Below are 11,482 nucleotides of genomic sequence, written 5' to 3' on the forward strand. Positions count from 1 at the left end.
CGGCTTACTGGCTCTGAGCCTCAGAGGCCTTGCGGTGATGGCCGTGGTGCGCCGAGGCGCCCGATGCCGCGCCGGCCCAGGATGCCCCCTTTGCACCGGACGCATGTTTGGGCCGCTCGGCGGGAATCGTGATCTTCGAGCCTTCGCGCAGGCGGTCCGAGCCGTCGGTCACGACGCGCTCGCCCACGGCGAGGCCCGAGGCGATGCTGGTGCGCTCGGCGTCGACCGGGCCCACCTTCACGAGCTGCACGGTCACGGTGTTGTCGGGCTTGATCACATAGACATACGAGCCTTGCGAGCCGTTGAGCACGGCCGAGGTGGGCACGATCACCGCATCGTGGATCGTGTCGACGAGCAGGCGCGCATTGACGAACTGGTTCGGGAACAGCGACTGGTCGTCGTTGGCGAAGCTCGCGCGCAGCTTCACGGTGCCGGTCGTGGTGTCGATCTGGTTGTCGATGGTCTGCAGGACGCCGCTTTCGAGCAGCGTGGTGTTGCTGCGGTCGTAGGCCGAGACCGACATTTTCGTGCCCGTGCGCAACGGCTTCATGATGCTCGGCAGATTGTCTTCGGAGGTCGTGAAGATCACGCTGATCGGCTGCAGCTGCGTAAGCACGACGATGCCGTTGGTGTCGCCGGGCGTGACGTAGTTGCCGGCATCGACCTGACGCAGGCCCACGCGCCCCGACACCGGCGCCGTGATGCGCGCATAGGTGAGGTCGAGCTTGTAGGTGTCGATGTTGGCCTGATCCGACTTGACGGTGCCCTCGTACTGCTTGACGAGCGAGGCCTGCGTGTCCACCTGCTGGCTCGCGATCGAGTCTTGCGCGAGCAGCGTCTGGTAGCGCTTGAGGTCGAGGCGGGCGGTGGCGAGCAGCGCCTGATCGCGCGCGAGCTGGCCTTCGGCGTTGGCGAGCGAGATCTGATAGGGGCGCGGGTCGATCTGCGCGAGCACGTCGCCCTTCTTCACCATCTGGCCTTCCTCGAAGTTCACGCTCTGCAGCGTGCCGGAAAGTTGCGTGCGCACCGTGACGTCGGCGAGCGGCGTGACCGTGCCGAGCGCCGTGATGACGATGGGCATGTCGCCGGACCTGGCGGTCGCCACGCTGACCGGCTGCGGCATGTTCGCCATCGCGCCGGGGCCGCCATGGCGCATGCGGCCGCCGCTCGCGGCGGCGGGGCTGGCAGCACCGCTGGGGTCCTTGCTCCAGGGCTGCCAGCGCAGCAGCACGAAGGCGGCGACGATCAGCACGATGGCGAGCGCGATCAGCTTGCCGCGGCCCTTGCGTGGCGCCGGGCCGCCCGAAGGGGCGGGGGCAGACGCGGGCGGTGTATTTCGACGAAGGGAATCCGGGCGCTTTTCTTCTTTATCCATCGGTCAGGTCGGTAACAAAATCGGTGACGTGCTTGTCGGTTGAGCGGATTGGTCGGGTGCGCGAGCGGTCGGCCGGGGGGCGGCGTGTGCCGCCTCCCTTAGCCACATCCGCTCACGTATGACGCGATGCTACGCGAGACGCGCGAAAGGTTGATGTCAGGTGCCTGTTGGGCGCCTGTTGGGCGCCGGTTGGCGGGCCGTCCGCGGCCATTGACACCTGACGGGACGGGCGACCAGCGCGGGCTACCGGACAGAGGTTGCCGGCGCGTCGCCGCGCCGATGCCTTGCACGCCGCGCGCGCTCACCGCGCAAAGGCGCCTGCCGCGGCCGGCGCAAGGCTAACCGATGTCAGGCCGGGTGCCAATCAGCCAAAAAGCATGATGCTACGTCGGTGCCTCCGTTACAGTCCAGCCCTGTATCTTTCGAGACGTTACGGCGGTTACAGCTTGTCCCATCTGTTGCAGGAAAGCGTGAAGGAATGTCGGAGAAATCGGAGAGCACGGATGCGGTAGAGGCGGGCGGGAAATGGCACAGAAATATTTGATGGCTCGCGTATTCTGGCGAGATTTTGCTTGACTTAGTCAGCGGCTGGATAAAAAATTCAACCTGATTTCGACCAGAACTAGAACTGAGAACCCCGCCCATCTTGTCATGCGGGGTTTTTAAGCGTTCCGGAGTATGCATTTCGCATAAATCTGGCGCTGATCCCGTGGTCGAATACCGTCTCTCAGGTTCTAGCACGGCCCTCGGAATGGCTAGAACTTTTCAAAGCGTCACGTTCGCACGTGGCGCTTTTTTTTCGTCGACAAGAAAGGACCTGGCGAGATCCCGACCACGGCGTGCGCTACGCGTGGCGCATGCGCGTCGCTGTTTTCGAACTAGCGCGCGATTAACCGCTCCACTTCGCTTACCGCCGTCGCCAGGCCATCTTCGCCAGCCATGCGGCTGCCCAGCGCGGCCGCTCGCGCCTTGACGTCGTCGCGCTCCGCGTAAGCAATCGCCTGTTTCAACGCCGCGGCGCGCAGGCGTCTGCCGTCGACGGCGGGCGGCGCCACGCCCAGCGCGGCGAGACGGTGCGCCCAGAAGAACTGGTCGCCCGCGAACGGCACGGCTACGGAAGGCACGCCGGCCCGGCAAGCCGAATGGGTCGTGCCCGAGCCGCAGTGATGAACGACCGCGCTCACGCGCGCGAAGAGCCAGTCATGCGGCGTCTCGCCGATCACGCAAAAATTCTCCGGCAACCGTGCGGTATCCACGCCGCTCCAGCCCGGATAAAAGAGCACGCGGCGTCCGTCGGCGGCCTCGGTCAGCGCCGTCACGAGCCCTGTGCGGTCGAACCCGGCCATGCTGCCGAAGCCGATGTAGAGCGGCGGTTCACCCGTGGCAAGAAAGCGGGCGAGGTGGTCGGGCGGCGTCCAGTCGCCCGATGGCGCTCGCCATTGACCGCAGACCGAGGCGTTCGCGGGCCAGTCGCGCGGGCGCGGCAGCAGATTCGGCGAGACGCCGTAGAGCATGGGATGGTCGGTCCATACGCCGCCGCGCGGCTCGAGACCACAGACCCGCGCACGCGCCGCGTTGGTCGCGCGCCGGAATGCCCGCCACAGCATGCCGTTCACCAGCCGATGGCTGGCATGGTTGAGCCAGCGCGGCATCTTGCCCGGCGGCAGGAACGGCGATGCGAAGCTGCCCGTGGGCGTGAGCGGGATCAGGCCCGCGCCAAGCACCGGAACGCGCCGGTATTCGGCCACCGAGAGCCCGACGAACGCAGCCAGCCCCGAGACGATGATGGCGTCGCTGCCGGCCGAGGCGTCGGCCGTCTCCTGCATCCACGCGTGCGTGCTGGCGTTCGCGATCGACGCGAGCGCCTTCGCCGTGGCGTTAAAGCGCGCCTTGCCACTCACCACGGAGCCGAGCGTTGCGCCGGGCATGAGCGCCGCGCGGATGTCGCCGGAAAGCGCCGACGCGGGGACGCCGAGCGCCACGGCCGAACCGAGTGTGGCGCGCTCGGCGAGCAGATGCGTTTCGTGCCCGGCGTCCATGAGGGCCCGGCAGAACGCGGCGAGCGGGCGGGTATCGCCTTCGGTTCCATAGGTGACGACGGTGAGCTTCATCGGATGATCTTCGTGCGTATGACGTCGTTCGTGTTGAAATCAGGTAATGTGCACGACGTATAATAATGCACACTGTGCAGATAACTCAAAGAGCGGGATCATGGAAGCTTTGCAGGAGAACGAGGGGCGGCGTGCGCGCAAGCGTCAGCAGATGCTGGCGCATCTGAGCACGGCGGCGGCGGCGCTATTCGAGGCCGCCGGCTACGACGCCGTCACGATGGAGCAGATCGCCGACCGGGCCGATGTCGCGCGGCGCACGCTCTACAACCACTTCGCGACCAAGGAGGCGGTGCTCGCATATTGGCTCGAGGCGGAGCTGGCGCGCGATCTCGCGCATCTGGAGCGCGAAGTGACGCGGCGCCGGAGCTTTGTTGCGCGGGTGAATTGCGTGCTCGATGCGTCGGCGCAATGGTGCGAGCGCCATCCGGCGTATCTGATGGCGTACCTGCGCCATCGTTTCTCGACCATCGGCGGTGGGGAAGGCGAAACGCCTGAGGGGGCCGGCGACATCGTTGCGATGTGGCGTCAGCTCATCGCCGCGGGACAGCGGGACGGCGAGCTGAGCAAGGGGGGCGATCCGGCGCAGCTGGCCGTGTGGTTCCATCACCTTTATCTGGCCGCGCTGCTGCGCTGGCTGAGCACGCCGGGCGTCGTGCTGCGCAAGGAGTTTCGGGCGATCGTGCGGCTGTTCGTGGACGGAGCCCGTGCGCGCGGGCCGAAGGCGGGCGCGCCGGATTGAGAGGAGGCGGTCGGGCGTACGCGGGCCGCGTGGGCGGCGCGCCATGCCTCGCCGCCGCCCACGCGCCCCAAAGCCTCAGGACACCGCTTCGCGCTCCGGCGTCGCGGTGATCTTGTGGATCGAGAGGTCGGCGCCGTTGTATTCGTCCTCCTGATCGATGCGCAAGCCCACGGTGGCGCGCAGCGCGCCATAGACCACGAAGCCGCCGAGCGAGGCGATCACGATGCCGGCTATCGTCCCGACAATCTGGGCGCCGAGCGAGATGCCGCCGGTTCCGCCCAGCGCGTGCGCGCCGAAGATGCCGGCCGCGATGCCGCCCCATGCGCCGCACAGGCCGTGCAGCGGCCACACGCCGAGCACGTCGTCGATGCGCCAGCGGTTCTGCACGCAGGTGAACATGTAGACGAACAGCACGCCGGCCACCGCGCCCGTCGCCAGCGCGCCGAGCGGATGCATCACGTCCGAACCCGCGCACACGGCCACGAGCCCCGCGAGCGGTCCGTTATAGGTGAAGCCCGGGTCGTTGTGGCCCGCGAGCCAGGCGGCGAGCGTGCCGCCCACCATCGCCATCAGCGAGTTCACGGCGACGAGGCCGCTGATCTTGTCGATGGTCTGCGCGCTCATCACGTTGAAGCCGAACCAGCCCACCGCGAGCACCCAGGCGCCGAGTGCGAGAAACGGGATGTTCGACGGCGGATGGGCGGCCACGCGTCCATCGCGCGAATAGCGCCCGTGGCGCGGGCCGAGCAGCAGCACGGCGGGCAGCGCGACCCAGCCGCCGAACGCGTGCACCACCACCGAACCGGCGAAGTCGTGAAACGGCACGCCGAACACGTGCGTGATCGCATCCTGGAAGTGCAGGCGGTTGTTCCACACCATGCCTTCGAAGAACGGATAGATGAAGCCGACGATCACGAAGGTCGCGAACAGCTGCGGGTTGAACTTAGAGCGTTCCGCGATGCCGCCCGAGACGATGGCCGGAATCGCCGCCGCGAAGGTGAGCAGGAAGAAGAAGCGCACGAGCTGATAGCCGTTGTGCTCGGCGAGCACGTCGGCATGCGAGAAAAACTGCACGCCATAGGCGAGCGTGTAGCCGATGAAGAAGTACGCGATCGTCGAGACCGAGAAGTCGACGAGGATCTTCACGAGCGCGTTGACCTGATTCTTCTTGCGCACGGTGCCGAGTTCGAGAAACGCGAACCCTGCGTGCATGGCGAACACCATGGCGGCGCCTAGCAGCAGAAATAGCGTGTCGGTACCGGTCTTGAGATTGTCCATCCTTGTGTCCTGCCCTTTGCCCAACATGAGCGCATAAATGGGCGCACACCTGAGCAAGATGCGGGCCAGCTTCGCGCCAAACTGGTGAGCGACGCCGCGCGGCAGGCCTTTTTACGGTGCGTGCGTGCACCGGAGCGGCTAGATCATGCGCCGCGGTTGCGCGCACGAAAGCTGTGCGCACGCGGTGGGTGCAGGCAGGCGCGGCACAATTGCAGTGCTCGCGCGCCAAGTTGGTGAGATAGCGCGCCAGATCGGGGCGAGTTATTCGATTTTCCTTTCTTGATCAGAGATTTGTCGGCGATTCGAAATATTGGGGCGGGCGGTGCGGATGCCGCGCTCGAGAATGCAGCACTTAGGCCGCACGTGGGGCGCAAACGCCGACATAATGGTCGAACTATTTCCTCAGTCGTCCGGACGCCCCGAACCGCCACTCAATGCGCCTCACCACCAAAGGGCTGCTGCTGATCGCGATCCCAGCCGTCTTCGAATTGACGCTGCTGTCGGCTATCGTGAAGGCCGAAGCCGACGCGGAAAGCGCCGAGTTTTTGGGCCAGCACAGCCAGGCCGTGCTCGCGCAGGCGGGCCGCGTGCTCGAGCCGGTGCTGGTCGAGTCGGTGCAGCTGCGCGGCGCGGTGGCCGCCGGCAATGCGCAGTTTTCGACGCCGGTCGAGATGTGGATGGATGTCGACCGCCGCATCGACCGGCTCGCGGAGCTCGTCGCCGACAATCCGTCGCAGGTCGAGCGCGCCGTGCAGATCCGCCAGGCGGTGCAAAGCTATCGCCAGTGGTCGGACCGCATTCAGGATCTGCTGCACTCGGGGCGCCGCGCCGACCTCGTCGAGCGCTTTCGCGCCTCCACGGACTTCGATGCGCTCGACCGAGTGCGCACCCAGGTCACCGCGTTCCAGACCGAGGAGCGGCGCCTCGACGTGATGCGCGTGACTGCCGCCGAGCAGGCCCGCGCCCAGCAGCAGTCCCTCATGATGATCGCGGTGATCGGCTCGATCATGCTGGTGGCGCTGGCCGTCTGGCTCTTCACGCGCGGCGTGCGCGGGCGGCTCGATGCGCTTTCCGACAATGCGGGGCGGCTCGCGGGCAACGAGCCGCTCGCGCCGCTTGCGACCGGCAACGACGAGATCGCCGAGCTCGATCTCACGCTGCATCAGATCAGCCAGCGGCTAGTCGAGGCGGAGCGGCTGCGGCTTGGCTTTCAGGCCGACCTCGCGCGGCGCGCCGAGCAGCTCGCGCGCATCAACGAGAATCTGCGCCAGCAGACCCAGGAAAACGAGATGTTCATTCACAGCGTGTCGCACGATTTGCGCGCGCCGCTCGTGAACCTCCAGGGCTTTTCGCGCGAGCTCAACCACGCCTGCGACGACTTGCGCGAGCGCGTGGAGCGCTCGCCGCTTCATCCCGAAGCGCGCGCGCGCATCGAACGGATCATCAACGAGGACATCGGCGAGGCGCTGCGCTATCTGCAGACGGCGGTGCTGCGCGCCTCGCATATCATCGATGCGCTGTTGCGGCTCGCGCGCGTGGGGCGTGTGGAGTACCGGCGGCAGCGCGTCAACGTGCGCGAGCTGGTGCAGCGGGTGGTCGACGCCATGCATGCATCGGTGCGCGCGCGCAACGCCCAGGTGAGCGTGCGCGAGCTGCCGCCGGTGTGGGGCGACCCCACAGCGCTCGAGCAGGTTTTCGCGAATCTGATCGGCAATGCGCTGAACTATCTCGATCCCTCGCGCGAGGGGCGCATCGAGATCGGCACGGCGAGCGCGCCGCCTGGGGTGGAGACGCTGCAGATTTTCTACGTGCGCGACAACGGTCTGGGCATTCCCGAGGTGGCCCAGCCGCGCCTCTTTCAGGCGTTCCAGCGCATGCACGGCAACGTCGCGCCCGGCGAGGGCATCGGGCTCGCGCTGGTGCGCCGCATGGTCGAGCGGCATGGCGGGCGCATCTGGGTGGAATCGGTCGAAGGCGAGGGCACGACGTTCTATCTTTCGCTGCCCGACGCGCTGGCCGTCGTGCCGCCGGCGCCGGGCGTGGCCGCGGCGCTCGTGACCGCGCACGAGCGCTCGCGCGAGCGGTACGGCGAGGGCACGGCCGAAGACGCTGCGGGTGGCGGCGTGACGTTGTCGACGGATACGGCCGGCAATGGCGTGCCGGGCGGCGCGGCTGTGGCCGGTGCTCCGGATGCCGGCCGGCCAGGGGCGGGTCGATAGACCAGACAGCAGGCCATGCAGCGGGCCATTCAGGAAGCCGCGCGAGAAGCCGGTTCGGGTTCGACCGGCACGCGGCTGACCGCCTGAATCGCCAGCCGGATCAGCAGGCGAAAATGCGTCGCGGCTTGAGCAGGCTGCGGCCGCGGATCGACCACAGGCAGCCCGCGACGGCCAGTGCGAGCACGACGGCCAGCGCCGCGTGAGGATTCAGATGCCCGATGGGCAAGCTGCCCGGCGAGACGAGGGTGCGCTCGAGCATGAACAGGGCGCTCCATAGCGCGATGGCGGCCTGAATCAGCATGCGCGTGCCGCGTGCATGGCGCGCACGTTCGGCCGTGGTCGCGCGCCGGCCCGTGCGCTTGCAAAAGAACGCGATTGCCATCAAGGCAATTGCGAGTAGAACAATCCAATCCGTCAGATCCATCGCCGCACATTCCTGCAATCAAAACGATATTGTCGGAAGGACGGGGAGGGGCTGACATCGGAGTGGTCTTAATCTTCGCGCAATTGGGTTAAAGATTGTCAGACCCGGCCAGCATGGCCCGAGGGGCGATGCTGGCGGATGAGGCACGCCGTCCGCGCACGGCGGCGGCGCGTGGCAGAGGCTTCAGGGCTCGATGCGGGTGCCGAGCAGTGCGAGGAATTGCCGCAGCCATTCCGGATGCGCAGGCCAGGCCGGCGCGGTGACAAAGGGCGCATCGGTCACGGCGCTGTCGATGGCGATATCGGCATATTCGCCGCCTGCGAGCCGGACTTCGGGCGCGCATGCCGGGTAGGCCGAAATGCGCTTGCCGCGGATGACCTCGGCGGCGGCGAGCAACTGTGCCGCGTGGCAGATCGCGGCGACCGGCTTGTTCGCGTGCGCGAAGTGCTGCACGAGCTCGATCACCTTCGGGTTCAGGCGCAGGTACTCGGGCGCGCGGCCGCCCGCAATGGCGAGCGCGTCGTAATCGCTGGGATCGATCTCGTCGAAGCTCGCGTTCAGCGCGAACTGATGGCCCGGTTTTTCGGTATAGGTCTGGTCGCCCTCGAAGTCGTGGATCGCGGTCTTCACGCGCTCGCCGGCCTTCTTGCCGGGGCAGACGGCATCGACCTTGTGGCCTACGGCCTGCAGCGCCTGAAATGGCACCATCGTTTCATAGTCTTCGGCAAAATCGCCCGTGAGGAAGAGGATCTTCTTGACTGCCATCGCCTGGCTCCTGTGGTGGTGGGACGGTGGAACGCAACGGGTGCCCACGCAGTCTACTCCAGCATGCTTGACGATTTGACGAAGGCCGGCACGGCCGATCCGCACACCCAGCGCGCGCATGACGCCGTGCTCTGGCGCGCGTACGTGGCGCAGCAAGACGCGGCGCCGCTCGCGGCGCTGTTTCGCGACGCCATCCTGACGCTCGCGGCGCCCCACTATGACGCCGCGCAGCGCGCGGCCTGGGCCTCGGCGGCCGACGACCTCGATGCGTTCGACGCCCGTCTCGCGCGTGGCGTGACGCTCGTTGCCTGGCACGCGGGCCAGCCGGTCGCGTTCGGGCAACTCTTGCCCTGCGATCACGTGGAGATGCTCTACGTCGCGCCGGCCTGGACGCGGCGGGGTCTCGCGTCCGCGCTCATCGCGCGCTTCGAGGTGCTCGCGCGCGAAGCGGGCGCAAGCACGCTCGACACCGACGCCAGTGCGCTGGCGCGCCCCGTGTTCGAGCGCGCGGGCTTTTCGCTGGTCGCAGAAGAGATCGTGCGGCGCGGCAGCGTATCATTGCCGCGCTTTCATCTTTGCAAGCCGCTCGATGCGGCATCTTTTTCAGGATGACTATGTCTTTGAAGGTTTCAAAATGGTTGGGCATCGTGCCGGTTCTGCTGTGCGTGGCGCTCGCCGCCGGCTGCGACAAGCAGAATGCGACGGTGTCCGATCTGAGCAAGAAGTCAGCCGATGCCGCGCAGCAGGCTGCTCAGCTCGCTGCGAGCCAGGCCGCTGCGCAGGCGGCGCAGACGCTGGACAAGGCCGCGAGCTACGTGAACCAGCAGCTCGACGCTGCGCAGCGCAAGCTCGATCAGGCCGCTTCACAGACGCAAGCGCAGGTGCAGCCTCAGTCGCAAGGCGAGGGCGCCAGCGCATCGATTGCAGAGGGCGCGAGCGCCTCGGCCGACGCGCTCGCCTCGCAGGCGCGCGGGCAGTGGCAAGCGGCGGCGAGCGCGGCCCACGCGATGCTCGGCAACGCGGCGGCGGCCACCGGCACGGGTCTGTCGATGGCGGGCAGTTCGCTGCAGCGCTGGGCCTCGAGCAGCAGCGCTGCAGCGCCCGGCCCGGCTTCGGACGGCAGCCAATGAGCGGCGCTGCGAAGACTCATGGGTTGACGGGCGGAATTAATGTAATTATGATGGTTACACTTTATCTCGCCGTGATTCCCGCGGCCGGTGTGTTGTGAATACGAGTAGCCGTTTTGCGTTTGCGGTCCATGTGCTTGCGCTACTGGCGTTGCAGGAGGGCGTGCCGCTGTCCTCGGAGATCATCGCGGGCAGCGTGAACACGAATCCCGCGCTGATCCGGCGGCTCCTGACGATGCTCGCCAATGCGGGGCTCACTGCGTCGCAGCTTGGCGCGGGCGGCGGGGCGCTGCTGGCGCGCGAGCCGCGCACGATCGCGCTGCTGGACATCTACCGTGCGGTGGACGACGCACAGCTCTTTGCCATGCATCGCGAAGAGCCCAATCCGGACTGCATGGTGGGGCGGCACATCCAGGAGACGCTGCGCGGCATCATCAGCGATGCGCAGCGCGCCATGGAGGCGTCGCTCGCCACGCGTACGCTCGCCGACGTCGTCGAGGACATGCAGCGCAACGAACGCAAGCTCGAACGCGCGCGTGTGGCGAAGGCGCCGCGACGGGCGTGAGCGCTACAAAGTCTGCACGCCAGGTGCAGACGCATATCGTGACGGGGCGTTGCCCCGTTTTTTTGGGTCTTTAACTGTAACTAGTGTAGTTACATAAATATTTCGTACAGGAGTCTGGAAATGAGCAAGTCACTGAAGATCGCCTTGTTTGGTGCAACCGGCATGATCGGCTCGCGCATTGCCGCGGAAGCGGCACGGCGCGGCCATCAGGTGAGCGCGCTGGTGCGCCAGCCCGAGCGCGTCGCGGCGGCGCCGAACGTCCACGCCGCGAAGGCCGATCTGCTCGACGCCGCGAACGTGGCGGCGGCGGTGCGGGGCCACGACGTGGTGGCGAGCGCCTATGCGCCGCCCGCGAACCAGCTCGACGACCTCCAGAAGGCAACCGATGCGCTCATCGAAGGCACGCGGGCCGCGGGCCTCAAGCGCCTCGTGGTGGTGGGCGGCGCGGGCTCGCTCGAAGTCGCGCCGGGCGTGCAGCTTGTCGATACCGCGGGCTTCCCCGACGCCTATAAGCCGATCGCGCTGGCGCATCGCATCGCGTTCAACGAATACCGCAAGGTGACGGATCTGGACTGGACCTTCTTCGCGCCGGCCGCGCTGATCGCGCCGGGCGAGCGCACCGGTACGTTCCGTACGGGTGCAAACACGTTGATCGCCGACGCCAATGGCGAAAGCCGTATCTCCGCCGAGGACTACGCCGTTGCGTTCGTCGACGAACTGGAGCAAGGGCGCTTCATCCGCGAGATTGCGACCGTGGCGTATTGAAGGGCGCAATGGCTAGATCGGCAGGGCAATCGGCGGCTCTACGGCGCGCTTGCTCTACCGCATTGAGTGGAAGGGCGCGGGCCGGGGCGCTCCCGGCGGCCGCTTGCATTCTGT

11 protein-coding genes are annotated in these 11,482 nt (G+C 67.2%); 6 read left to right on the plus strand and 5 right to left on the minus strand.

Annotation, left to right across the window (positions count from 1 at the left end):
- Positions 1-4: 4 nt before the first annotated feature.
- On the minus strand, positions 5-1,375 hold the full coding sequence (locus tag BO1_RS20315; RefSeq protein WP_028219128.1) for an MdtA/MuxA family multidrug efflux RND transporter periplasmic adaptor subunit: 1,371 nt from the start codon (positions 1,373-1,375) through the stop codon (positions 5-7).
- Between the two features lie 878 nt (positions 1,376-2,253).
- On the minus strand, positions 2,254-3,486 hold the full coding sequence (locus BO1_RS20320) for a glycosyltransferase (RefSeq protein WP_028219129.1): 1,233 nt from the start codon (positions 3,484-3,486) through the stop codon (positions 2,254-2,256).
- Between the two features lie 100 nt (positions 3,487-3,586).
- Between BO1_RS20320 and BO1_RS20325 the strand changes: the two genes are divergently transcribed.
- Entirely contained in the window at positions 3,587-4,225 is a 639-nt protein-coding gene (locus BO1_RS20325; RefSeq protein WP_028219130.1) for a TetR/AcrR family transcriptional regulator, read from the plus strand.
- A 75-nt stretch (positions 4,226-4,300) separates the two neighbouring features.
- Here BO1_RS20325 and BO1_RS20330 read toward each other — a convergent pair whose 3' ends face one another.
- On the minus strand, positions 4,301-5,503 hold the full coding sequence (locus BO1_RS20330; protein WP_028219131.1) for an ammonium transporter: 1,203 nt from the start codon (positions 5,501-5,503) through the stop codon (positions 4,301-4,303).
- A gap of 434 nt (positions 5,504-5,937) precedes the next feature.
- Here BO1_RS20330 and BO1_RS51940 point away from each other — a divergent pair, with 434 nt between their 5' ends.
- Positions 5,938-7,722 carry a sensor histidine kinase gene (locus BO1_RS51940; RefSeq protein WP_084688069.1) on the plus strand — a complete coding sequence of 595 codons (1,785 nt, stop codon included), beginning with the start codon at positions 5,938-5,940 and terminating at the stop codon, positions 7,720-7,722.
- Positions 7,723-7,822: 100 nt separating this feature from the next.
- On the opposite strand, the gene BO1_RS20340 is transcribed toward BO1_RS51940, so the two are convergent.
- Together BO1_RS20340 and BO1_RS20345 are read right to left on the minus strand one after the other, a co-directional pair.
- A complete protein-coding gene (locus BO1_RS20340) occupies positions 7,823-8,146 on the minus strand; it encodes a hypothetical protein (protein WP_028219132.1) in 324 nt (107 codons plus the stop codon).
- 183 nt (positions 8,147-8,329) lie between these two features.
- Positions 8,330-8,911 (minus strand): DJ-1/PfpI family protein, encoded by a 582-nt coding sequence (locus tag BO1_RS20345; RefSeq protein ID WP_028219133.1) that lies wholly within the window; start codon positions 8,909-8,911, stop codon positions 8,330-8,332.
- A gap of 63 nt (positions 8,912-8,974) precedes the next feature.
- Here BO1_RS20345 and BO1_RS20350 point away from each other — a divergent pair, with 63 nt between their 5' ends.
- The 4 genes from BO1_RS20350 to BO1_RS20365 all read left to right on the plus strand — a co-directional run bounded on the left by BO1_RS20350 (position 8,975) and on the right by BO1_RS20365 (position 11,368).
- Positions 8,975-9,523 carry a GNAT family N-acetyltransferase gene (locus tag BO1_RS20350; RefSeq protein ID WP_084688070.1) on the plus strand — a complete coding sequence of 183 codons (549 nt, stop codon included), beginning with the start codon at positions 8,975-8,977 and terminating at the stop codon, positions 9,521-9,523.
- Positions 9,524-9,531: 8 nt separating this feature from the next.
- Complete coding sequence (locus tag BO1_RS51945) at positions 9,532-10,041, plus strand: hypothetical protein (protein ID WP_245643853.1); 510 nt, start codon at positions 9,532-9,534, stop codon at positions 10,039-10,041.
- Positions 10,042-10,135: 94 nt separating this feature from the next.
- On the plus strand, positions 10,136-10,603 hold the full coding sequence (locus BO1_RS20360; protein ID WP_028219135.1) for an Rrf2 family transcriptional regulator: 468 nt from the start codon (positions 10,136-10,138) through the stop codon (positions 10,601-10,603).
- Between the two features lie 120 nt (positions 10,604-10,723).
- Positions 10,724-11,368: an NAD(P)-dependent oxidoreductase gene (locus tag BO1_RS20365; RefSeq protein ID WP_028219136.1), complete on the plus strand. Its 645-nt coding sequence runs from the start codon at positions 10,724-10,726 to the stop codon at positions 11,366-11,368.
- The last annotated feature ends 114 nt before the right edge of the window (positions 11,369-11,482 follow it).

Origin of the sequence: Paraburkholderia oxyphila NBRC 105797, from assembly GCF_000685075.1 — a bacterium.
GTDB classification, from domain to species: domain Bacteria; phylum Pseudomonadota; class Gammaproteobacteria; order Burkholderiales; family Burkholderiaceae; genus Paraburkholderia; species Paraburkholderia oxyphila.

Coding starts and splice junctions, on each gene's coding strand:
- BO1_RS20315 (WP_028219128.1), bottom strand. CDS start 1,375: ATGGATAAAGAAGAAAAGCGCCCGGATTCCCTTCGTCGAAATACACCG.
- BO1_RS20320 (WP_028219129.1), bottom strand. CDS start 3,486: ATGAAGCTCACCGTCGTCACCTATGGAACCGAAGGCGATACCCGCCCG.
- BO1_RS20325 (WP_028219130.1), top strand. CDS start 3,587: ATGGAAGCTTTGCAGGAGAACGAGGGGCGGCGTGCGCGCAAGCGTCAG.
- BO1_RS20330 (WP_028219131.1), bottom strand. CDS start 5,503: ATGGACAATCTCAAGACCGGTACCGACACGCTATTTCTGCTGCTAGGC.
- BO1_RS51940 (WP_084688069.1), top strand. CDS start 5,938: ATGCGCCTCACCACCAAAGGGCTGCTGCTGATCGCGATCCCAGCCGTC.
- BO1_RS20340 (WP_028219132.1), bottom strand. CDS start 8,146: ATGGATCTGACGGATTGGATTGTTCTACTCGCAATTGCCTTGATGGCA.
- BO1_RS20345 (WP_028219133.1), bottom strand. CDS start 8,911: ATGGCAGTCAAGAAGATCCTCTTCCTCACGGGCGATTTTGCCGAAGAC.
- BO1_RS20350 (WP_084688070.1), top strand. CDS start 8,975: ATGCTTGACGATTTGACGAAGGCCGGCACGGCCGATCCGCACACCCAG.
- BO1_RS20365 (WP_028219136.1), top strand. CDS start 10,724: ATGAGCAAGTCACTGAAGATCGCCTTGTTTGGTGCAACCGGCATGATC.